General features: G+C 71.8%; 19 protein-coding genes and 1 pseudogene. 6 read left to right on the forward strand and 14 right to left on the reverse strand.

What is annotated here, in order from left to right:
* Positions 1-103 precede the first annotated feature (103 nt).
* From ABZ194_RS04170 to ABZ194_RS04195, 6 genes are read right to left on the reverse strand one after another with little or no spacing between them, the layout of a single operon-like run.
* Positions 104-868, reverse strand: a complete 765-nt coding sequence (locus ABZ194_RS04170) for an SDR family oxidoreductase (RefSeq protein ID WP_355592095.1) — start codon at positions 866-868, stop codon at positions 104-106.
* On the reverse strand, positions 868-2,280 hold the full coding sequence (locus ABZ194_RS04175) for a cupin domain-containing protein (protein ID WP_355592097.1): 1,413 nt from the start codon (positions 2,278-2,280) through the stop codon (positions 868-870). The genes ABZ194_RS04170 and ABZ194_RS04175 overlap by 1 nt, the downstream gene beginning before the upstream one ends.
* Positions 2,277-3,071 carry a SagB family peptide dehydrogenase gene (locus ABZ194_RS04180; protein WP_355592100.1) on the reverse strand — a complete coding sequence of 265 codons (795 nt, stop codon included), beginning with the start codon at positions 3,069-3,071 and terminating at the stop codon, positions 2,277-2,279. Before ABZ194_RS04180 ends, ABZ194_RS04175 begins: the two co-directional genes overlap by 4 nt.
* Positions 3,072-3,115: 44 nt before the next feature.
* The gene (locus tag ABZ194_RS04185) at positions 3,116-4,384 is read right to left on the reverse strand and encodes a YcaO-like family protein (RefSeq protein ID WP_355592102.1); all 1,269 of its coding nucleotides are present in this window, start codon (positions 4,382-4,384) and stop codon (positions 3,116-3,118) included.
* A gap of 37 nt (positions 4,385-4,421) precedes the next feature.
* Positions 4,422-5,351, reverse strand: a complete 930-nt coding sequence (locus ABZ194_RS04190) for a TOMM precursor leader peptide-binding protein (RefSeq protein ID WP_355592104.1) — start codon at positions 5,349-5,351, stop codon at positions 4,422-4,424.
* A 4-nt stretch (positions 5,352-5,355) separates the two neighbouring features.
* A complete protein-coding gene (locus ABZ194_RS04195; RefSeq protein WP_355592106.1) occupies positions 5,356-5,769 on the reverse strand; it encodes a hypothetical protein in 414 nt (137 codons plus the stop codon).
* Positions 5,770-5,959: 190 nt separating this feature from the next.
* On the opposite strand from ABZ194_RS04195, the pseudogene ABZ194_RS04200 reads away from it, so the two are divergent.
* The 3 genes and pseudogenes from ABZ194_RS04200 to ABZ194_RS04210 form a co-directional block, all read left to right on the forward strand.
* Positions 5,960-6,103: pseudogene (locus ABZ194_RS04200) on the forward strand (Rieske 2Fe-2S domain-containing protein); the annotation flags it as partial.
* A 216-nt stretch (positions 6,104-6,319) separates the two neighbouring features.
* A complete protein-coding gene (locus ABZ194_RS04205) occupies positions 6,320-6,847 on the forward strand; it encodes a hypothetical protein (RefSeq protein WP_355592192.1) in 528 nt (175 codons plus the stop codon).
* Positions 6,844-7,740 (forward strand): alpha/beta hydrolase, encoded by an 897-nt coding sequence (locus ABZ194_RS04210; RefSeq protein ID WP_355592108.1) that lies wholly within the window; start codon positions 6,844-6,846, stop codon positions 7,738-7,740. Before ABZ194_RS04205 ends, ABZ194_RS04210 begins: the two co-directional genes overlap by 4 nt.
* On the opposite strand, the gene ABZ194_RS04215 is transcribed toward ABZ194_RS04210, so the two are convergent.
* From ABZ194_RS04215 to ABZ194_RS04225, 3 genes are all read right to left on the reverse strand, one after another.
* Entirely contained in the window at positions 7,730-9,277 is a 1,548-nt protein-coding gene (locus ABZ194_RS04215; protein ID WP_355592109.1) for an acyl-CoA reductase, read from the reverse strand. The genes ABZ194_RS04210 and ABZ194_RS04215 overlap by 11 nt on opposite strands.
* Positions 9,277-10,545, reverse strand: a complete 1,269-nt coding sequence (locus ABZ194_RS04220) for a hypothetical protein (RefSeq protein ID WP_355592110.1) — start codon at positions 10,543-10,545, stop codon at positions 9,277-9,279. The genes ABZ194_RS04215 and ABZ194_RS04220 overlap by 1 nt, the downstream gene beginning before the upstream one ends.
* A gap of 236 nt (positions 10,546-10,781) precedes the next feature.
* Positions 10,782-11,648, reverse strand: a complete 867-nt coding sequence (locus tag ABZ194_RS04225) for a LysR family transcriptional regulator (RefSeq protein WP_355592112.1) — start codon at positions 11,646-11,648, stop codon at positions 10,782-10,784.
* A 75-nt stretch (positions 11,649-11,723) separates the two neighbouring features.
* Here ABZ194_RS04225 and ABZ194_RS04230 point away from each other — a divergent pair, with 75 nt between their 5' ends.
* Positions 11,724-12,248 (forward strand): cysteine dioxygenase family protein, encoded by a 525-nt coding sequence (locus tag ABZ194_RS04230; RefSeq protein ID WP_355592114.1) that lies wholly within the window; start codon positions 11,724-11,726, stop codon positions 12,246-12,248.
* 79 nt (positions 12,249-12,327) lie between these two features.
* Here ABZ194_RS04230 and ABZ194_RS04235 read toward each other — a convergent pair whose 3' ends face one another.
* From ABZ194_RS04235 to ABZ194_RS04250, 4 genes are all read right to left on the reverse strand, one after another.
* Positions 12,328-13,074, reverse strand: a complete 747-nt coding sequence (locus ABZ194_RS04235) for a PspA/IM30 family protein (protein WP_355592116.1) — start codon at positions 13,072-13,074, stop codon at positions 12,328-12,330.
* A gap of 9 nt (positions 13,075-13,083) precedes the next feature.
* Complete coding sequence (locus tag ABZ194_RS04240; protein WP_355592118.1) at positions 13,084-13,818, reverse strand: hypothetical protein; 735 nt, start codon at positions 13,816-13,818, stop codon at positions 13,084-13,086.
* A complete protein-coding gene (locus tag ABZ194_RS04245) occupies positions 13,818-15,647 on the reverse strand; it encodes a substrate-binding and VWA domain-containing protein (protein ID WP_355592120.1) in 1,830 nt (609 codons plus the stop codon). Before ABZ194_RS04245 ends, ABZ194_RS04240 begins: the two co-directional genes overlap by 1 nt.
* 573 nt (positions 15,648-16,220) lie before the next feature.
* Complete coding sequence (locus ABZ194_RS04250) at positions 16,221-17,567, reverse strand: M20/M25/M40 family metallo-hydrolase (protein ID WP_355592122.1); 1,347 nt, start codon at positions 17,565-17,567, stop codon at positions 16,221-16,223.
* 285 nt (positions 17,568-17,852) lie between these two features.
* On the opposite strand from ABZ194_RS04250, the gene ABZ194_RS04255 reads away from it, so the two are divergent.
* Both ABZ194_RS04255 and ald read left to right on the forward strand, forming a co-directional pair.
* Positions 17,853-19,247, forward strand: coding sequence for an aspartate aminotransferase family protein (locus ABZ194_RS04255; RefSeq protein WP_355592124.1), 1,395 nt, complete (start codon positions 17,853-17,855; stop codon positions 19,245-19,247).
* 115 nt (positions 19,248-19,362) lie between these two features.
* Positions 19,363-20,478: an alanine dehydrogenase gene (ald, locus tag ABZ194_RS04260; RefSeq protein ID WP_355592126.1), complete on the forward strand. Its 1,116-nt coding sequence runs from the start codon at positions 19,363-19,365 to the stop codon at positions 20,476-20,478.
* A 245-nt stretch (positions 20,479-20,723) separates the two neighbouring features.
* On the opposite strand, the gene ABZ194_RS04265 is transcribed toward ald, so the two are convergent.
* Complete coding sequence (locus ABZ194_RS04265; RefSeq protein ID WP_355592128.1) at positions 20,724-22,139, reverse strand: tetratricopeptide repeat protein; 1,416 nt, start codon at positions 22,137-22,139, stop codon at positions 20,724-20,726.
* Between the last annotated feature and the right edge of the window lie 70 nt (positions 22,140-22,209).

Consider the following 22,209-nt stretch of genomic DNA (forward strand, 5'->3'; position numbering starts at 1 on the left):
GGAGCGGGAATCCGTACGGCCGGGGCAAGGGGCCGCCCCCCTACGGGGGCGAAGGAGGCGCTTTGTGCCCTCCGGGGTCGTCGGGGCGGCCGTCTCCCCGGGGTCAGTGCATGGTCAGGCCGCCGTCGACCGTGAGCACCTGGCCGCTGATGAACTCCGAGTCCGCGGAGCAGAGGAACAGCATGGCGCCGACGAGGTCGCGCGGGTGCTGGTGCCGTTTCACCGACTGGTAGTGCAGGATCTCCTCCACGGTCTCCTGCCCCGCCGGGGTGAGCGGCCGGTCGGGAAGGTCGGGGACCACGGCCCCGGGCGCCAGGGCGTTCACCCGGACCCCGTGCTCGCCGTACTCGCGGGCGAGCGCCTTGGTCAGCCCGATCACCCCCGACTTGGCCGCGATGTAGTGGGCCATGTTGGCCAGCCCGGACCAGACCAGGTTCGTGGCCACGTTGACGATCGCGCCGTGGCCCTGTTTCCTCATCACCGGCAGCACCGCCCGGCAGCAGAGGAAGACGCTGTCGAGGTTGAGCGCAATCACCCGCCGCCAGGCGTCGTGGTCGATGTCGTCGAAGGCCACGTGCGGGTAGCTGCCCGCGTTGTTGACCAGCACGTCGACGGTCCCGAACCGGGACAGCACGGCGGAGGCCAGGTCGGCGGTCTGCTCGGGCGAGGTCACGTCGAGTCCGATGGGGTGCGCGCGGTCCGCCCCCGCCCGCTCGTTGAGCCAGCCGGCGAAACCGGCCGCGCCCTCCCCGTCGATGTCGCACACCACGACCCGGGCGCCCTCCTGGACGAGGGCGGTGCAGTACCACCGCCCGATGCCGTTGGCCCCGCCCGTGACGATGACGACGCTGTCGTCCAGCCTGCCCATCAGATCCTCTCCTGACCGTCGTCCGGCTGGTAGAACATCAGCCGGTTGCCGTCGATGTCCTGGGCCTCCAGGAAGCGGCCGACACCCGCGACGGCGCGCGTCCTCGCCGGCGGGGTCGTTTTGTCGCGGTCGAGCAGCTCGCGGGTGCGCTCCAGGTCGTTCACCCGGAAGTCCAGCACCGCTCCGCCGGTCACCCCGGCGGTGGCGATCTCCGACAGGCCGAGGCTCACCCCCGGCACCGGGGACGTCAGCTCGATCCAGCCGAACTCCGGGATCGCGGTCAGGACACGGCATCCGAGCATCCGTCCGTACCACTCCGCCGCGGCCTCGGCGTTCGCCACGGTCAGCACGCACTGCAGCCTGCGGTCGCAGGCCTCGCCGGCGTCCCGCGTCCGCTCGGCCATCCGGGCGGCGGCGCTGCCCTGGGAGGCCGAGGTCGCGGCCGCGAGCAGGCCGTCGTCCAGCGGGAGCGCCCTGAGCTCGTCGATCAGCTCCTCCCGCCGGTCCGCCAGGAAGCCGGTCGCCTCACGGGCCGTCTCACGGGGCGTCCCGGCGGCTGCCCCGTCGTCCGGCGGGAGCCCGGAGCGCCACGCCTCCCGCTCCTCCAGCCGGGCCCGGACGGCGCCGGTGAGGAGGCCGAGGACGTCCACCGGCGCGAACGAGATGTTGACGGCGAGGGAGTGTCCCACCGCCTTCGCGCTGTGCCAGGTCCCCGCGGGCAGGCAGAGCACGTCCCCCGGGCCGAGCAGGACCTCGGCGAACGTCTCCGGCGCGATCTTTGGGCGCTCCCAGGGACGGACCGAGCTGGGGGCGCGCCCGATGTAGCGCACGGCGCCGCCGGAGTCGGCGAAGGCGTTGCCCCGGGGGAACGGGACGCCCGGCGTCCGGGACAGGCGCCACCGCTTGTGCCCGTCCAGCTGGAGGGTGGTCACGACATGGGCGTCGAAGTGGGTGTTGAAACCGTAGCCGTGGGGGGACAGGTAGCACTTGACGCCGGTGTCGCCGTGGTGGCCGAGCTCGGCTTTCAGCCGGGTGGCCAGGTCCGCGACGCGGGGGGCGGCCCGCTCGACGGGTTCCACACAGATCGAGGCGCCGCTCCTGAGATGACCGGCCACCTCGGCGGCCTCCACCGAGACGTGCGCCCCGGCGGCGCCTCCGTCGCCCTCCCGGTCGCCGCTGACCCGGATGAGCAGCCCCAGCTCCCGCTGGCGGCTCATCGCCTCGCGCAGGTCCGCCATGGTGAAGAGGTCGTGGAACCGGCCGGGCGGCCCCTGGACGTGCAGCGGCCTGCGCTGCCAGTACGCGGTGCGGAACACCTCGGGGTCGAGCGGGTGCACGAGCGAGGCCAGCGCGGAGGCGTCCGGCCGCGCGGGTCCGGGGGCGGCGACGGTCAGCGGCCACGTGCCGGTCACTGCGGCCCCCGGGGGCCGAGGAGAAGGCAGTAGACGACCGACTCGTGCAGCCCGTCGAAGCCGAGCAGGTCGTCCAGCTCACGGTCGAAGTAACCGCCGACGGGCACCGAGGCCAGACCGCGCCCGGACGCGGCGAGCACCGCGTTCTGCACGACGTGCCCGGCCTCGATGAGCACGAAGCGGTAGCCGCGCTCGCCGTACTTGAAGGCGGAGCGGTAGAACACCGCCGAGACCAGCACCACGGCCGGCGCCGAGGCGACGAGCTCGGACTGGACGAAGCAGTCGCCGGCCTCGAAGGCGCCCAGCTCGTGCAGCTCGTGCGCCGCGGGGTCGTAGTGGTAGAGCCCCCGCACCAGGCCGGACACGTCGCGCGCCCAGAGGTACAGCTCCAGGGGGTAGAGGGCGCCGCCGGAGGGGGCGGCGCGGAACGGCCGAGGGTAGCGGCCGTCCGCGTTGGACCTCGTCACGCCGTACGCGCAGCGCAGGACCTTCGCCACGTCCGGCAGCCCGACGGTGCCCGGACCGAATCCCCGGGCCGACTCGCGGCCGGTCAGCGCCTCGTCGAGGCCGACCTCCGACGCCGGGAGATCGTACGGCAGGGCGATCCGGGGACGGTCACGGTACGGCTTCGTCTCGCGCAGCCCGTTCATCATCGCGACGACCGCGCTGTCGGAGGGGTGCCGGTCGAAGTACAGGTGCGGTGTGGCCCTGGTCGTCTTGGAGTTCTCGTGGAAGCTCTCCCAGACGGCCTCCTCGCCCTCCTCCAGCAGGAACGCGTCGACCGGATGCATGGCGGCCCTTCCTCGTCGGGGGATTTCCCACATCGGGGAACTCGTCAGGGAAACGGGTGGGGATGGGGGTTGTCGTCGCCGGGGGACCAGCCGGGCAGCGCGGCCAGGCGCCGCCCTCCGGTCGCCCGGTTGGAGTGGCCCATGTGCAGCGGATGCAGGCCGGGCACGACCACGCGCACCACCGACAGTCCGAGATCGGCGATGTCCGGCGTGGTGAGGTCGCAGGCGATCACGTCCTCGCCGGTCGCCGCCACCGCCGCGACGAGCGCGCCGAGGGAGCGGTCGCGGCCGGGGGAGAGGTCCAGGTCGACCTCCTCTGCGGAGTCCCAGGCGAAGCGGGCGTACTCCTTGGACTCCTGGGGGCAGTAGTAGCGCAGATGGGCCCGCTGCCCGTCGACCGAGGGGTGACCGGCCTCCACCTCGACGGGGACCGGGGGGAGGTACTCCATCACCTGGACGGAGAACTTCCGGGTGTGCGCGAGCTCCTCCAGGCTCTTGCGGCAGGCGATCTCGGCGTCCGGGTGGGAGGCGGCGGCGAAGGCGAGCGCGGGCGACGTCCGGGTGAAGCCCTCCGCGATCGCCATGACGGACGGGCAGCCGACGTCCGTGCCGATGTCCACCAGGTGCACCGCCGCCCCGACGGCGTGGAAGCGCCGCACCAGGTCGGCGAGGGACTCCGGCAGGTTGTCCGGCCTGATCCGGGGGCGGCTCAGCCGTCCCTGCCACATGAGCGTGAACGCGTCGCGCTCGACGACCTCGCACAGGGCCGACAAGGTGGCCTCCTCGGGGGAGGACCCGCAGGCGAGCCCCGTGGAGATGGGCTGGGCGATCGCGGTGTCGGACCGGTAGTGGTAGGGGACGTAGACGAAGGCGGCGGGGAGGAGGATCTCGTCTCCGCTGACCAGGGAGCGCCCGCGCGTCCAGGCCACCCGCGTCCCCGAGGTGAACGGCCGCCAGGGGAAGCCCGGGGCGTCGTACTGCTCCGGGCGGTAGAGGGCGTAGGAGTCCGGCGGGGTGGCGGGCCCGTCGAGCTCGTCGTAGGTCGCGGTCAGCAGGTCGTCATAGGAGAAGCAGGCCGAGCAGTAGCGCTCGACCGCCTCGCCGACCGCCTTGGCCAGGGCTCTCCGCCGGTCCGTCGCGGCGCCGCCGTTGTTGCCGAAGTTCTTCAGAAAGCCCAGGGCCTCGGTGGAACAGGCCTCGGACAGGTAGTGGACGAAGCGTGGCTCGTCATCGTCGATCCGGAGCTCGGTGATCTCTCGGACGATGCCCGTGCGAGGGTCCACGAGATCCGTCCATATGTCGAGCAGGTCCATCTTCTCCTCTCCCGGCGGGGCACTTCTCCTGGCGGGGTCACTCCGTCAGCTGGGAGCCGTGAGCGATCACGGGCGCGCTCTGCCGCGCGGTCCCGCCGCAGTCGGGGCAGCGCGGGACGCGCAGCACCCGGCGGACGGCCGAGTGGAACGGCACCAGGCTGACCTCGATGACACGACCGCACGCGGTCACCGGCAGCCCGGTCAGGTGCTTGACGGCCTCGGTGGCCGCGATCTCCCCCGCCACCGTGGAGATCGAGGGCAGGAATCCGGCGCCGGATGACCGCTGGGCGCGCAGCAGCGCGTGGGCCTCGCGCCACACGTCGCTCGCGTCGGTGCGGAGGAGGTGACAGCGCAGGCAGGCGGTGTCGAAGGGGTGGGTGAGCGGGCCGACCCGGATGACGAGGTCGTCGATCCAGACCGGCAGCAGGACGGCGCGCGCGTCCAGCGCGCGCCGCGCCACGTCGGTGAGGGCGGGGTCCGCCGGGCCGTCGGCCGCTGCGCACCAGAGATCCCAGCCGTCCTCGTCGGCCGCCGGTGCGGGCCGGATCGAGACCCGGCCCACACCGCACGCCGTCAGTGCCCGGGCGAGGGCGTCGGCGACCCGGCCGGCCCCGGCCACGAGCACCGCCGACTTGGCGATCTCTCCGGGACCGTCCGGGGACAGCCGTGCCATGCTCGCCCAGAACCGGGCCGCCGGATCGTCTCCCACGTCCTCGCGGAGCAGGCCCCGCGCCTGAAGGGTGGTGGCCACCTGGCGGGCGTCCTCCCGCTCTTCCGGGGGGAACGCGTCGACGAGCTCGTCCAGCGAACGCGATCCGTCCGCGAGGGCGACGACCTGGTTGAGCAGGGCGCCGACCCCCGGGGCCGTCAGCCGTGTCTCCGTCAGCCCGCGTTTCGCGACGACCTCGTCCGGGCCCAGGTGGGCCACCTGGAGCTCCCGCGCGCTCAGCGGTTCCTGGGTCGCCAAGGCGCTAGGAGGCCGCGTGGGTCATGTCGGCGGCCGCGCAGGAGCAGCAGGGGGTGCAGCAGCAGCACGAGACGTCGACGCTCCTCACTGTGCCTCCGTGCCTGGCGACATCCCTGCCGACGGAGCGCTTGAACTCGAAGAACACGCCCTCCAGGTCCTGCAGGTCGTTGAGGTTCAGCGCGGTGACGCGCTCGTTGCCGGTGGGGATGCCGGTGAACTCGGAGGCGAGGTCCTCAAGGTCGTGGACCGTGAGGTCGCGGATCCTGGGCAGCTGCGCCAGCTCCTCGGGCGAGACCAGGCCCAGGTCGCTGATGGTCCGGAGCTCCTGCTTCCGCCGGAGGTTCTCTCCGCGCTGGGGGTCTCCGTCCACCGCCTCCGGCCCCGCGGAGAGGTCTTTGAATGGATTGTTCTCGGTCATCGATCAGCCTCTTTCGGTTGGGGGCTGTTCCTGTACCATAAACTTTTGGAGCTTAACAAGCAATGGCGAACAATCATTCGTGCAACTGTTTTATGTGACGGGACGAGTGTGATCTTTAAGTGAAGAAACGATCAATGGAAAGATCAATGGAAAGGGGTGGGAATTGTCGATCTGCTCGGGGTGGGCGCAGGTGGCGTTCGACGCCGATCTCGGTGAGGACGTCGCCGTTCTCGATCTCGCCGGCCATTCGCTGATCGCGGTCAGAAGCGGTGATGAAGTGGGGGTTTACGATGCGACATGTCCACATAGAGGTGCTCATCTCGGGTATGGCGGAAAGGTCGATGGAAATGTAATTATCTGCCCCTTCCATGGAAATCGAGTGCATCTCGGGGGGGAGAAAGGAGGTCGCTTCCAGGTCGGCCGTCACCGTTCCACGGTCCGCGCCGGCGGCCTTTTCGTGCTGCTCGACCCGTCGTGCGACACCGGGCTCGAAACGTTCCTCGACGGCCTTCAGAAAAGCCACCGAATCGTCTCAGGGTTCTCATTTCGCGTGAAGGTTCCGGCGGAGTACGTCATCGAGAACGTCTTCGACGCCGACCATTTCGCCCCGGTCCACGGCCTCGACCGGCGCCCCAGGCTGAGCGTCCGCCCGGCCGAGAACGGGGTGCTCTGCGTCGAGGGAGACCTCGACATGGCGCGCCCCAACCGCTGGCAGACGGGCGAGCCGGAGGGTGATCCGGCCACGGCGCGCTTCCGGGCCCTGGTGTTCAGCCCGAACCTGGTCGCCACCGAGCTGGGATCACCCGGCGAGCCCAACGTGGTCATCACCGCGGCCACCCCGGCCGGTGACGGCATGTCCGTGGTCAGGGTGACGGTCGCCGTGCCCACTCGCCGGGCCGCCGGGCCCGCGACCGTCCGCGAGGTGGCCTCGCTCGTCAGCGGCAGCCGTACGGCGTTCGAGCAGGACGCGGTGATCTGGGAGCACCTCGACACCTCGGTCGTCCCCCGATACACCGAGGGCGACGATCTCGTCCTCACCTACCGGGCGTACTGCCGGCGGTTCGGGGTCGACGGGTGAGCGACGACCGGCCGGGCCCCGCGGCCGGCGAGAACGGCGACGGGGACGGTCCGGCCGGCACCGCGAGTGACGACTGGGACGGCCTGGCCGTCATCGAGCACGGCCGGGGGACCGGTCTGCTCTGGCTGCACGGCTACACGATGAGCGCGGCCGTCTGGCCGCCGCTCTGGCGGCATCTGCCGGGTCACCGGCACGTGGCGGTCGACCTTCCATGGCACGGCGGGTCGAGGTCGCTGCGCGCCGGGGAGGACCGCGCGGCCCTGGCCGACCTGCTGGTGCGCCGCGCGCTGGAGACGGGCGTGCGGCATGTCGTCGCCCTGTCCTTCGGCACCGTCGTCGCCCTGGAGATGGCGCTGCGCCACCCGCGCGCGTTCGCCTCCTGGACGCTCGCCGCGCCGTCCTACGCGGGTGGGCCGCAGGAGCGGGCGATCGAACGCCACTACCTCGATCTGATGCTCCTGCACCGGCGCGCCGGCTCCAGGGCGACGACGGCCGCGCTGTGGATGTCGTGCCGCCCGATCTTCGGCGGGATCGCGGCGCGTCCCGCGGCGCACGCCGCGCTCGCCGCCGTCATCGGACGGCACGCCTGGGACGAGCTCGGCGGCACCGGCATGCGCCGCCTGCTGGAACCCCGGCAGCCGGTCGCCCGGCTGGCCTCGGTGACGGCCCCCCTCCTCGTGCTGGTGGGCGACGGAGAGATTCCGGCACACCGCGCCTGCGCCGAGACGATCTCGGCCTCGGCCCCCCGAGGTGTCCTGCGCGTCCTGCCCGGCACGGGGCACCTCGTCCTGCTGGAGGAGCCGCGCGCGGCCCTGGACGTCGTCGGCGCGCACCTCGCCGCGGCCGAGTCCGGCGAGCCGCCCGGCGCGCCTTCGGCGGGGGTCAGCCGTTGACCCACCGGACCAGCCGGTTGAGCACCCGCATGCCGTCGTGCGGACGCCCGGCGTACCCCTGCTCGGCCGCGCCGAGTGGGACGACGCTGTCCACCCCGCACGCGGCGACGGCGTCCCGCAGGGCGAGCCGGGTCTCCTCGGGGGCCACCCCCACCGTCGAGACGGCCGGCCCCAGCAGGGGAAGCGCCCGCCGCAGGTCGTCGACCGCGTGGACCAGGACGAGCCGGGAGCCGGGATGGTGCGCGAGGTCGAAGGCGCCGTCGACCCGCACGACCGCCGACGACACCTCGGGCCAGTCGCCGTTGACGTGCCAGCGCCCGGTGCCGAGCAGGCCCCTGCGCAGCCGGACCAGGTGCCCCTGGACCCGCCGCGACGGCCGGTGCGGGAGCGCCGCGTCCCACTCGGCCAGCACCCGGGCGAGGGCGCGCGCGTAGTCGTCGGCCGTGGCGGCGTCGCACTCCACGACGTGGAGCAGCGAGGACGTGCAGGCGGCCTGGTTGGCGATCAGCGAGTCGACCGCGGCACGGCGGGCCGCGCCCTCCGGATCCGTCCGGATGAGAGCGGACCCGATCATGCTCAGTGAGAAACGCGGCCCCATGACCACGGTGTCGGTACCTCCGCCGCGGGCCGTCACGCTGCGGATCGTCTCGGCCGACCCCCAGACGACCCGCCGGTCGAAGGCCCCGTCGGCCAGCAACGTCGTCTCCACCCCCCGGTCGCCGCCCCGCCAGTAGGCGAGCGTCGTGTGCCTGGCCAGCGGGTGGGCGGGGTCGGTGTCCCGCAGGGCCGTACCCAGCGCGACGACGAGCGCGGCGGCCTCGGCGGCGGGTTTGACGACACAGGCCCCCTTCGTCGCCCACGCCCACAGCAGCGAGACCACCGGGACCACCGGGGCGTTTCCCGAGGTCAGATGGAGCTGCCTGGTGGGCAGCGCGCGCAGCGCCGGCGGGGTCTCGCAGTGAAGGCCCGCGAGGCGGGCGGTCATTCCCGGAACGGGCGTCTCCCCGGCCTCCCGCCAGGCGTCGAGCGAGGCCGCCCCGAGCTCACTCTCGATCATGCGGCCGACGGCGGCGCCGTCGAAGAGCGACGGCAACTGGGAGAGGAAGGCGTGGTGCGCGCGGTCGGTGACCAGCGAGGTGGCCGCCAGCAGTGCCCCCGCCTCGCGGGAGGCCCGCGAGCCGGACCGCAGCGCCTCCCCGATCGCGTCCACGAAGGCGAGCACCTCGGCCACCGGGGTGCGCGCCAGCTCCAGCAGCGCGCCCGCCGGATCGGGTTCGAGCAGGGAGGGCGCCTCGGGGGCGGGCAGCACGAGCACCTGAGTCTCGCCGGTGAGCCGGAGGGTGTCGCGATCCACCACCGGCCGCCCGATCAGATGACAGCCGTCGCCGGCCGGGCCCCGGACACGGTGCGGCCCCCTCTCCGCGACGGCCCGGCGGATGTCGGCCACCCCGGGCCACGGCGGCATCACCACCTCCCCGCGCACCACGGCGGGGAGCCGGACGATCTGCGTCCCGGCCACGGTACGGGCGTCGAGCATCACCGGTCCGTTTCCCCCGTCGTCTCCCGCGCCGGTTCCTGTGCGGTGCCGCAGCCGCGCTCCCCGGCTCCGGCGGCGCGCACGATGGGAGCGGCCAGGGTCGGTCCCGGCAGGCCGCACCCGCACGGGTCGCGGCGGAGCCGTACGGCGTCGCCGGTGACGACGAACCCCGGGTAGGAGAGCGCGAACGGATCCAGCACGGCCAGCCTGCCTTCCACGTCGTCGCCCTCGACCGGGGTCAGGAGGTCGTCCACGACGAGCGGCTCGACGCACGGGGGGATGTGGTAGCGATCGTTGCCGCAGGTCAAAAAGACGGTGTTCAGCTCCGAGGTGGAGTAGGTGTCGACGCATCGGCCGGGCGGGACGCCGAGCCGGTCGGTCACCTCCTGGACCAGGTCCTCTCGCCGGATCGCGGTGCGGCCCTTCCAGCCGCCGCCGGTGACGACCTGGCTGCCCGGGAGCAGCCGCACCCGCCTGTCCGCCGACGCGAGGTGGCCGACCATCCCCGCCACCTCCGCGGGCGTCCCGAACACCAGCACCGGCCGTTCGGACCGCGACAGGAAGTCGATCGCGGCGTCGTGGTCGGGGACGGCCCGCTGTTCCGCTCCGCCCGCGAGGGAGCGGAGGTCGAACGGAACGGCCCGCAGACGGTGGACGCGTACCGCTCCGGCGGCCAGGCCGGTGGCTCCCGACTGGATGCCGAGACCCAGCCCGGGGGTGACCAGCTGGAGAAAGTCGTAGCTCCCCGGGGGGAGTGCCCAGGGAAGGCGGACACCGGAGCAGGCGCGCAGGGCGGTGAGGGTCAGGCGATCCCTCGGCACGAGGGACGGGCGCCCGCCGGTGCCGCTGGAGAACGTGACGTACACCCCGTGCCGTTTCAGGGCGGCACGCCACTGGTTGACGTCGTCGGCGGTGAGATCCAGGTCGGTGAGCCGTTCGATGAAGATCGACCCCAGCCAGCGGGAGAGTTCGGGCAGCGCCTCCCGCAACCAGATCGGGTCGTAGCTCTTGAAGAGTTCGTCGGTGACCAGGAACCGGCGGCGGACGTCGGCCAGGGTGACCGCGGCGGCGGGGGACGGTTCGTCGATCAGCGCGGCGTAGGCGGGGATGGTCGCGGCGTAGCGACGATGGTTGTCGATGAGGACGGCCGCCCTGAGCCGGGCCACCGCCTCCTCGTCGATCGGGGCTCCCGTGGACCAGAGCCTGCCGCAGACAAGCAGGGCCTGCAGATCGGGAACGGCCGTCAGCCGTGGATTCGGACCGGGCACGGTTCGATGGTCGCCGTTCTTCGGCGACCTGAACAGAGCGTAGGGCGAAGAATACGTATGGTATTCCCGGTGGGCGACATTGAATGCCGTCATTTAATGGTTTATAGCGTCAGATAAAGATTGGATGCCGGTGGGCGGGTGGCCCGGTATGTGGTCGCGACGGGCCGCCTCAGGTTTTCGACGCGCCGTCGCCGTGGACGTGTCAACGCTGTGACGTGGCGCCGCTGTGGACGCTGCTACGGGCGCATTACGGAGGTCAGGGCGGTCAGGAGCGCGGCGGTGGCCGGGGGGACGGGAGGCTCGCCGTAGGTGGCGGCGTAGACCTGCCGGACCGAACCGGGCAGTTCGGTCACGTTGACCTTGGGGTTACGGTGCGCCTGCATGGCCAGACCGGGCAGGACCGTCACCCCGATCCCGGCGGCGACCAGGGCCTGGACGGCGACGACGTCGTCGGTGGTGAAGGCGACCTCCGGCTCGAAGCCCGCCTCGGCGCACAGGTCCAGCAGGTGACTTCTGCACCGGTCGCAGCCGCCGATCCATCGGGAGTCGCGGTGCGCGCGCAGTTCGCCGGTCTGACCGGCGGTGACCAGGTAGCTGGGGTCGTCCAGCAGGTGAAGCAGCCGGATCCCCTCGTCCTCCGGGGCCGTGTCGTCGTAGCGGAAGACGACCGCCACGTCCACGTAGCCCACCCGGAGCATGCGCAGGGCCTCGGGCGGCTCGGTCTCGGTCAGTCGCAGCTCCAGGCCGGGGTGCTCCCTGGCGAGGAGTGCGGCCGCCTCCGGCACGAACGTACCCAGCGCCGAGGGGAAGGCGGCCAGCCTGACCCGGCCCGCGCGCAGGCCCACGTGCGCGGAGAGTTCGGCGGCCGCCGAGTCGATGCGGCCGACGATCTCGGTGGCCCGCTCCGCGAGCAGACGCCCGGCCTCGGTGAGCCGGATGCCCCGGCCCACCCGCTGGATCAGCTTGGCGCCGGTCTCGGCTTCGAGTTTGGCGAGGTGGTGACTGACCGAGGGCTGGGAGTAGTGCAGTTCTCTGGCGGCCGCGGTGACCGACCCGTGTCTCGCGACAGCGGCAAGCACGCGGAGCCGTACGACATCAAGCATGTATCAACATTATCTATGAATATCTAGGAAGATAGGCATTAGACGTTATGTGTCGCTGTGAAGCACTCTTGGCCCATGGGAACCACGACGCTTGCCCGCCCCGGACTGGCGGAGCTGATCACGAAGGCGCGGACACTGACCGACCGCTCCGCGGGCCCCCGTGAGACGGCCTTCGCCGTGGCGGACATGCTGCGTGAGCGGCTGCCCTCCCCGGAGATCCTCACCGAGGAGGAACGTCTCGGAGACCCCGGCCACTACGTCGGCCACACCCTCCACGCCGAGACCGCCTTCTCGGTGGTGGCCGTGGTCTGGCGGCCAGGCCAGCGGACCGTCATCCACGACCACGTCGCGTGGTGCGTGTTCGGAGTCCTGCAGGGCGTCGAGTACGAGACGCTCTACCGTCTCGACACCGACCACCTGACCGAGATCGGCCGTACGGCCAACCAGGTCGGGGAGGTCAGCGGCTTCGCCCCGCCGGGAGACATCCACCGGGTGCACAACACCGGCGACAGCACGGCGATCTCCCTGCACATCTACGGTGCCGACCTCGGCGTCACACCGAGCAGCATCCGCCGCGTCTACGACCTACCGGTCCGCTGAGGTTCGCGTTCGGCCCGCCGCCCGCCGCCCGCCGCCCGCCGCCCGCCGCCCGCGTCCACCCGCCGTCCGGCGTCGCGGCTCAGCGCTCGACCTCCGGCTTCCCGTCGAGGCCGAGGCTCGCCCTGATGGCCTCCAGGCGGGCGGCGCCCTCGGCGTCGATGGCGGCCCGCTCAACCTCGATCATCCGGGCCTCGACGGAGTTGGAGGTCAGCTCGGCCTCACCGAGGGCGCGGGCGTAGCGCTTCTCGATCTTCTCGCGGACCTCGTCCATGCTCGGGGTGTCCCCGGTGGGCGCGAGGCCGGACAGGTCGCCCATGGCCTTGTTGAGCTGCTCCTGCATCGTGGCCTGGTCGAGCTGGGAGAGCAGCCGCATCCGCTCGGAGATCTTCTTCTGCAGGGCCATCGCGTTGTTCTCGACCGCGGCCCGGGCCTGGGCCGACGACTGCCTGGCCCGCTCGTGCATGAGCTGGGCGTCCTGTGTCGCGGTCTCGGCGGCGACCAGCCGGGAGGCGAAGGCGCGGGCCGAGTCCTCGTAGGACAGGGCCTTGCGCTCGTCGCCCGCGGCCCTCGCCCGCTCGGCCAGCAGGATCGCCTGGCGGGCGTTGGCCTGGAGCTTCCCGGTCTCCTCCAGCGAGCGGGTGAGCCTCATCTCCAGCTCCCGTTCGTTGCCGATCACCGAGGCGGCCTGCTGGGTCAGCCTCCGGTGCTGCTCCTTGGCCTCCTGTATGGCCTGCTCGATCTGGATCCGGGGATCGGACAGCTCGTCCAGCCGGCCCGACAGGGCGAAGACCAGATAACGCCAGGCCCGGCGGATGACCTTGAACATGGGGGCTCCTTAACGATCCAGCGCGTCGCGCGTGATCTGTTCGGTTTCGTGCAGGCCCTGGCGGACCCCTTCGAGGTTGTCCGCGAGCTCGTCGAGCACCCGGGGTGACTCCAGCACCCCGGTCGCCGTCATCGCCGACAGCTCCACCACGCGCGCGAGGAGCTCCTCGATGCCGATCGTGCTCGACTCCATCCGGGCGAGCACCCGCTCCCGGGTTCCGGAGAGCCGGTCGGCCACGGCCTGCTGGGAGGCCAGCGAGGCGAGCGCGCGATCGAGGTCGTGGACCAGCCCCTGCCCGGCCTCGCTCCGGGCGCGGGTCAGCCGCGCCCGTTCCCGCCCCAGCAGGTCGAGATCGAACCTGGCGAGCGCGGTGCCGGTCAGCGACGCCTGCTCGGCCAGCCGCTCCAGGGTGGACATCGCGTCGTCCACCTGCGGACGCATCAGGGCGACCCGTTCGGCCAGTGGACCGGCCCCCATCGAGGCGCTCAGCTCGCCGAAGCCCCGCGCCGCCGAGCGGGCCCGCCGCAGCCAGAGGTCCTCCGGGCTGCCCGGCACGACGGCCGGCCCCCCGCGGCCGGTGCCCCGGCTCTGGACGGCGGCGGCCGCCGCCTTGGTCAGCCAGACGGCGATCCCGACGAACCCGGCGGCGACCGGGTGCACGTCGACGGCCCACGCGGCGCCACCCGCGGTCGCGCCGAGCAGCAGACCCCACGGATCTCGCAGTTCCTCAACGAAGCGGGACATCAGAAGTTGGATACCACCGCGGTGAACACCTGGTCGATGCCGCCCGGCTCGCGGGAGTCGTACGCGGCGGCGTCGGTCGCCTCGGAGATCCTCCTGAGCACGCCGAGGTCGGCGTCCTGGCCGTAGGCGATCGTGAACATCCGGACCGACTCCTCGGCGGACTCGGCGCGCAGGCCGGGCAGCAGGTTCTCCAGCGAGAGGCTGTCGTTGTCCTCGTTCCTGCCGTCGGTCAGGAAGATCACCGCGTTGATCGCGTCACCGCTGTGCCGATCGCGCACGTGCCGGTGGGCGGCGAGCGCGGTGTCGTAGAGACCGGTTCCGCCGTCGGGGGTCAGCCCGTCGAGCCTGGCCCGCAGGTTCTTGCGCTGGGCGCCGTCCACGGTGGTCAGCGGCGACAGTTCCAGATAGTCCTTGTCGCCGTCCCGCCTGGTGGAGAACAACCAGAGCCCGACCTTGTCGTGCGGGCCGAACTGGGGCAGCGCGTTGATCGCCGCCTGCTTGGCCAGGTCCAGCTTGCTCCTGCCGGTGCCGGGAACGGTGGCGCCCATCGAACCGGAGACGTCCATCACCATGAGCACGTTCGCGGGCTTGCGTAGTTCGGCCCAGCTGGAGAGCACCTTGTCCAGCACGTTCGGGGCGGGCGGGCTGAGCGTCGCCTTCGGCTCGGCGGGCAGCAGTCCGTTCGCCTCGGTGATCAGCCTGCCCGGTTTGCCGTCGTGGGACCGGAAGGCGAACTCGGTGAACCGCTGCTGCTGCTTCTCGGCCCGCAGGTAGGACAGGAAGTCCGCGGCCACCCGGCGCTTGGCGTCGTCCACCCACGGCGCGGTCAGCACCGCGTAGGGGTTGTCGGAGTAGAGCGTGCCCTCCTTCGGATAGATCGCCACCAGCGGCACCTTGGGCTTGCCGTGCTTGCCCAGAGTCCGGGGGTCGCCGGTCGGATTGCCCTGGTTGTAGTCCCAGACCGACTTCTCCTCCACGGCCACCGCGGAGATGTAGCTGAGGCCCGCCCCCGCGTCATCCGCCCGTTGCAGATTCGACAGGAACGTCAGCGTCGTGTCGCCATAGTGCACGATCGAACGTTCCACGCCCCGCACGAACTCCCTGGCCTTGGGGTCGGCGACGTTCCGCTCCGACAGGTCCCCCGACAGGCCGGTGGCCGCGAAGTAGGTGCCGACGGTGGCGTTCAGGCCGCTGGTGGAGAAGTTGGGGTTGGTCTTCCCCAGGCGGAACCTGCCCCACTCGGGGTGGCCGTACTTGGCCCAGGAGCCGGACGACAGGTCGAGCAGGTCGGACCAGCCGAGTTTCTTGCCGGGCCAGCCCAGCGCCCCGGCCATCGGCTTGGGCATCGCGATGACCAGCGGAGTCTTGGCGATCGACGGGTTGGCCGCGGCGACCAGGGAACCGGTGTCGGCCGCCGAGGTGCGCTGCTGGAGCAGGGTGACCCAGCCGCTGCTCGCCGGGGACCAGACGTCTGGGCGCGGGCCGTCTTGACGCTCGTCCCAGCCCCGGGCCAGCGCCTGCATCGCGCCGCCGCTGGCCTTGGTCTGGACGACGACGTCCGCGCAGCGTCCACCGACCTCCCGGCCGCTGTAACCGGCCGCGATCTTCCGCAGCAGTTCGGCCTTCTCGGACGACGCGGCCAGGGTCAGCGTGACGCCGCCGGCGTCACACGCCTTGGCCTGTCCGGCCCCCTGCGGCGTGCCGTCCGGCTCCTTGCCCGAGGCGCTCCCGACGAACAGCCGCAGGCCGACGATCAGGGCTCCGGCGAGAATGATCGCGATGATGAACGGGGCGAAGTTCCTGCGCCGTCGCTGCGGCTCCTGGTACAACCCAGCCTCCCGGTGGTGTCGGTACTTATCCGACGAATGAGCCCTCGCCAGAGTTCGCCTGTTCAGCAGTCGGAACTCATCCGGATGGAGAACCGGTCGATTCGGGGTGACCGTATCCTGCCCGGCGGTTCAGGCCGGTCGCCGGTGTCGCCGGTCACGCACGGCAGGGCCGGTCCCACGGCCAGGAGAATAGGGCAGGGGCCGTCGGCGAGGCCGGGTGGGGGAGCCGGTTATCGCGTGGCGGGGTGCCGGCCCACGCCGGATTTCGGGGGGTGCGCGGGGAGCGACCCACCGCACGATGGTAGGAAGAACCGATTTACCAGGACAAGGGCCGGCCGGACACCCGTCCGTGGATGAGATCGACCACGGCGGTCGCCGCGGTCTCCACATCCAGGTCCGCGCGGATCACGCCCTCGGCCGCCGCCCGGCGCAGCACGCCCGGGTAAACCCTCCCCGCCCGTTCCGATCCGGCGGCGGCTCTCCCCGTCCGTGGTCGCGCCCATCCCGGATCCCCCTTAAAAAACATCACGCGAAGAGGCCCCACCCGCTGCCGAGTGGGGCCTCCGTACCGGGCTAGAACGTCGCTGAGCCGTACTCCTGGAGGAAGAGCGCCTCCGCGGTGGCCGTACGGCGCAGCTCCTCGATGTTGACCCGCTCGTTGGGCGCGTGGATCGCGGCGTCGTCGTCCTCGGCGCCGAACATCAGGATCGACGCGGCGGGGAAGAGCTTTACCAGCGTGGACACCAGCGGGATCGAGCCGCCGGAGCCGACGTCGCGCGGCGGCCGGCCAAAGGCACGTTCCATCGCCCGGTTCAGCGCGGCGCGGGCCACGCCGCCGGAGTCGGCGAGGTAGCCGGCGCCCAGCACGTAGTCGCTGAAGTTCACCCGGACCCCCCACGGGGCGACCTGCCTGAGGAAGTCGACCACGGCGTCCACGGTCGTCTTCGGGTCTCCCGCCGGGGGCACGCGCACGGTCACCCGCGCCCGTGCGACCGCCTGGACCGCGTTGATGGCTCCGGAGACGGTCGGCACGTCCAGGCCGGTGACCGTGATGGCGTAGGAGGCCCAGAGCCGGTCGGCCGGCGAGCCGGAGCCGACCAGCGAGACGCCGTCGAGCACGCCCGCGGTGGCGCGGAACTCATCCTCCGAGGGGCCGGTGCCGAGGAAGACGCCGCGTGGCAGGCCGGGGACGCGGATGTCCCCGTGGTCGTCGTGCAGGGCGGTCAGCATCCGGATCAGCGCCGCGAGGGCGTCCGGGGCGGCGCCGCCGAACGAGCCGCTGTGCAGCGACTCCCTCAGCGTGCGCACCTCGACGGTGAAGGCGCCCATGCCGCGCAGCGAGGTGGTCACCGACGGATCGCCCACGCGCGGGTTGCCGGTGTCGGCGACGATGATCGCGTCGGCGCGGACCAGTTCGGGGTTCTGCTCGATGAAGCTCTCCAGGCGCTCTCCCGCGTACTCCTCCTGCCCCTCGACGATCACCTTGATGCCCACGGGGAAGCGGCCCTGGAAGGCGCGGAGCGCGGCGACGTGGGAGATGATGCCCGACTTGTCGTCGGCGGCGCCCCGGCCGTAGATGGAGCCGTTGATCTCGGTGGGTTCGAAGGCGGGGGTGCGCCACAGCGCGGGGTCGCCCGCGGGCTGCACGTCGTAGTGCGCGTAGAGCAGGACGGTCGGTGCGCCGGGCGGGGCCAGGGCCTCCGCGTAGACGACGGGAAAACTCCCCTCCACCGGAATCTGCTGGACGTGCGGCAGCCCTATGCTGCGCAGCAGTCCCTCCGTCACCGCCGCGGCCGCACGCACCGGCTCCTCCGGATAGCCCGGGAAGGCCACCGAAGGGATGGAGACGAGCCGCTTGAGGTCTTCCACCGCTTGAGGTAGACCCGCGGCGATAGCGCCCTCGATCTCGTCAGGAGTCACGACTTTCCCTTGCATCTAGGTATGTTCCCCCCTATTTGATCACAAACGGCGATCGGCAAACCTTTGGTGGCATTGCCACGTTCCAACAGGCGGCGGTCCGACCTGGCCCGAACCGGGAGGTCAGGGGGCGGGCGCGCCCCGATTCTAGTCGCGGATTTCGTTGCTGTTATGCGAATGCTTTGCGGATTTCGGGGTTGTTATGGCATCTTGCCGCGTTTTCGCTTGGCAAGTCGCTCTTCCCGCATGCAGACTGGAGAGAGCTCAGCTCACCGAGGGAAGATAGCGATGACCTACCCCGAAAACACCGACGTGACCTCGATCATGAAGGCCGCGCAGGATCACCTGTGGATGCACTTCACCCGGCACAGCTCCTACGAGGGCGCGGAAGTGCCCACGATCGTGCGGGGCGAAGGCGCCTACATCTACGACATCCACGGTAAGCGTTACCTCGACGGCCTGGCCGGGCTCTTCGTGGTCCAGGCCGGCCACGGCCGCAGCGAACTGGCCGAGGCCGCGGCCAAGCAGGCCCAGGAGCTCGCGTTCTTCCCGATCTGGTCGTACGCGCACCCCAAGGCCGTCGAACTGGCGCGGCGTCTGGCCGAGCAGACCCCCGGTGACCTCAACCGGGTCTTCTTCACCACCGGCGGCGGCGAGGCCGTCGAGACCGCCTGGAAGCTCGCCAAGCAGTACTTCAAGATCACTGGCAGGCCGCTCAAGCACAAGGTCATCAGCCGTCAGATCGCCTACCACGGCACCCCGCAGGGGGCCCTGTCCATCACCGGTATCCCGGCCTTCAAGCAGATGTTCGAGCCGCTGGTCCCGGGCTCGGTCCGGGTGCCGAACACCAACCACTACCGTGCCGACGAGATCACCGGTGTGCCCGGCATGACCCCGGAGCAGTACGGCCACTGGGCCGCCGAGCGCGTCGCCCGCGCCATCGAGATGGAGGGCCCGGACACCGTGGCCGCCGTCTTCGTCGAGCCGGTGCAGAACGCCGGCGGCTGTTTCCCGCCGCCACCCGGATACTTCAAGCGCCTGCGCGAGATCTGTGACGAGTACGACGTCCTGCTCGTCTCCGACGAGGTCATCTGCGCCTTCGGCCGCCTCGGCACCATGTTCGGCGGGCAGAAGTTCGACTACGTCCCCGACATCATCACCTGCGCCAAGGGCATGACCAGTGGTTACTCGCCGATCGGCGCCATGATCGCCTCTGAGCGCCTCTTCGAGCCGTTCAAGAACGGCACCGAGATGTTCGCCCACGGCTACACCTTCGGCGGTCACCCCGTCTCGTCGGCCGTGGCCCTGGCCAACCTCGACCTGTTCGAGCGGGAGGACCTGCTCGGCCACGTGACCCGTAACGAGCCGGTTTTCCGCCAGACCCTGGAGAGCCTGCTCGACCTGCCGATCGTGGGCGACGTGCGCGGCTCCGGATACTTCTGGGGCATCGAGCTCGTCAAGGACAAGGCCACCAAGGAGACCTTCGACACCGAGGAGTCCGAGCGTCTCATCCGCGGCTTCCTCTCCTCGGCTCTCTACGAGGCGGGCCTGTACTGCCGCGCCGACGACCGCGGCGACCCGGTGATCCAGCTCGCCCCGCCGCTCATCTGCGGCCCCAAGGAGTTCGACGAGATCGAGTCGATCCTTCGTTCGGTGCTCACGGAAGCGGGGAATCGGCTCTGAACCCGCCGCCGCACCAGCACAATGGTTCCCACCGAATCGTCACCGCCTCCGGTGAATCATCACCATGTTCGGCGGATGGGGCTGTGACACCCTTTGGCATCCGAAAGGAACCTTTATGAAGATTGGCGTGCCTGCCGAGGTCAAAAATCACGAGTACCGCGTCGCCGCGACCCCGGCAGGTGTTCACGAACTGGTCCGCAACGGCCACGACGTCTACGTCCAGCGCGACGCGGGTCTCGGCTCGCACCTTCCCGACGAGGAGTACCTGTCCGCCGGCGCCAAGATCCTTGACACCGCGGACGAGGTGTGGGCCGAGGCGGACATGGTCCTCAAGGTCAAGGAGCCGATCGCCGAGGAGTACGACCGCATGCGCCCCGGGCAGGTGCTCTTCACCTACCTGCACCTCGCGGCCGGGCGCGAGTGCGCCGAGGCCCTGCTCAGGCGGCAGGTCACCGGCATCGCCTACGAGACCGTCCAGGTCGGCGGCGCACTCCCGCTGCTCGCCCCGATGTCCGAGGTCGCCGGCCGTCTGGCCCCGCAGGTGGGCGCCTACAACCTGATGCGCTTCAACGGCGGCCGCGGCGTGCTGCCCGGCGGCGTGCCGGGTGTGGCCCCGGCCAAGATCGTCGTCATCGGCGCGGGCGTCTCCGGGCTCAACGCGGCGCAGATCGCGGTCGGCATGGGCGCGGACGTCACCGTCCTCGACCTCAACACCGATCGCCTCCGGTACATCGACGCCGTCTACCAGGGCCGCTTGAAGACCCTCGTGTCGAACTCCTACACCATCGAGCGGGAGGCGCTCCAGGCCGACCTGGTCATCGGCGCCGTGCTGATCCCGGGCGCCAAGGCGCCGACACTCGTCTCCAACGACCTGGTCTCCCGCATGAAGCCGGGCTCCGTGCTCGTCGACATCGCCATCGACCAGGGAGGCTGTTTTGAGGACTCCCGGCCGACCACACACGCGGACCCGACCTACCGGGTCCACGACTCGATCTTCTACTGCGTGGCCAACATGCCGGGCTCCGTCGCCAACACGTCCACCTACGCGCTGACCAACGCCACGCTGCCCTACGCGGTCAAACTGGCCGGAATGGGCTGGAAGTCCGCGCTCCAGCAGGACGCCGCCCTCGCACTCGGCCTCAACACCCACGAGGGCCGTCTCACCAACGACAAGGTCGGGCTCGCCCTCGACCTGCCCTCCGTGCCGGTCTCCGAGGTCATAGCCGTCTGACGCGGTGACGCCTGTCCTCGTCGGGGTCGACGTTCCTCACGGCGCCGGTACGGCGGGCGGCATCGCGGCCCTGTCCGGCGCCGATGAACGGTGCGTGACCCGGTGAACGTTCCGGGCCACGGCACCCCCGGAGCCGTACGGCCGGGCCCCGCGCCCCCGCCCGGGGGTGGGGCCCGGTCGTGCCGACGCCGGGGGCGTGCCGGCCGCACGGTGGTCGCCGGGGGCGCGTGGTGGTCGCGCCGCGTTCAGCGTGGTCCCAGGCGGGCCCGTAGCCCACGGACGGTGGCCAGGGCGTGCGCGACCTCGGCGAGGGTCGGCCAGGGCGCTCCGCACGGACGCAGCAGCGCCGCACGGACCGAACCCAGGTGCTCGATCGCGTTCGGAGACAGCCCGCTCTGCCCGGCCAGCCAGGCCGTGACGTCGGTCCGGTCGCGCAGCGGCCGGGTGACCAGGTCCCAGGTCCCGAGGATCTCGGTCAGGTCGCCGACCGGCAGCGGGGTGCCGCCCCGCCGGGCCACGGCGGCGGCGGCCAGCTCGGCCCGGGCGACCAGCTCGGGCTCGGCGGCCCGGTCCCAGACCGGGCCGGGCGGATCCGGCGGCCAGGTCTCCACCTCGTCGGGAAGACCGGCCGCCGACAGCAGCGAGGCCAGCTCGGCCGCCGCCCGGCGGTGCCCGGCCCGCGCCGCCTGCCGAAACCAGTGCCGCCCGCCCCGCAGGTCGTCGTGTTCGGCGATCAGCAACAGGCCGAGGTTGAAGGCCGCGTCGGCGTCGCCGCCGGCCGCGGCCCGGCCGAACCAGTGGCCGGCCGCCCGGGGGTCGCCCATCTCCACGCACACGAACCCGGCCGTCCGCTGATCGTAGACGCGCCCGGTGTGGGCGGCCCGTTCGAACCAGGCGCGGGCGGCGCGCAGATCCCCCCGCGCCAGCGCGATCCCGCCGAGCCGAGACGCCGCCCCGGGATGCTCGCTCCCGGCGGCCAGCCGGTAGAACACCGCCGCGCCCTCCGGATCCTGGTTGGCCTGGAGGAACAGGCCCAGATGGTAGGCGGCCGGTGCGTGCCCCCCACGGGCGGCCGTCTCCCACCAGCGCAGCGCCTCATCCTCCTCACCGGCGGCGTAGGCGAGAAATCCCAGGTCGTGGGCCGAGGCCAGATCGCCGTCCAGGGCGGCCCCGCGGTGCCACTCCCCGGCGGCACTCACCTCGCCGACGTCCTCGCAGATCAGCGCGAGCCTGCGGGCGGCGGCCCGGGAACCGGCGCGGGCCGCCCTCTCGAACCAGCGGCGAGCGGCCGGAAGGTCCCCGCGCTGTTCCAGCAGGAGCGTCGCCAGGTTCACCGCGGCCTCGGCGTCGCCCGGACCCGCGGCCAGCTCATACCACCTGACGGCCTCCCCCAGGCTGCCGTGCTTCTCGTGCCAGACCCCGAGATTGTACGCGCTGTCCATGTTGCCGCCGGCCGCGGCGCGCTCCCACCAGTGCCGTGCCGCCGAACGGTCGCCCCGCTGCGCGAAGTGACGGCCGAGCAGGTGCGCGGCACGCACGTCACCTCCGTGGGCGGCCGGCAGCAGATCGCTCTCGCCGCCCGCGTCCCGCTCGTACCCGGTGTTCCGGGGGGGCGGCGCCGAGACCGCGGCCGTCTCCTGATCACCCCGCCACCACCCCATGCCACCCTCCTCGCCGGCCAATGCACAGGGTGACATGTAACCGTCCGGCGGCGGAGCGTAATCGGGGAAC

This window comes from Streptosporangium sp. NPDC006007 (assembly GCF_040614315.1).
GTDB lineage: Bacteria > Actinomycetota > Actinomycetes > Streptosporangiales > Streptosporangiaceae > Streptosporangium.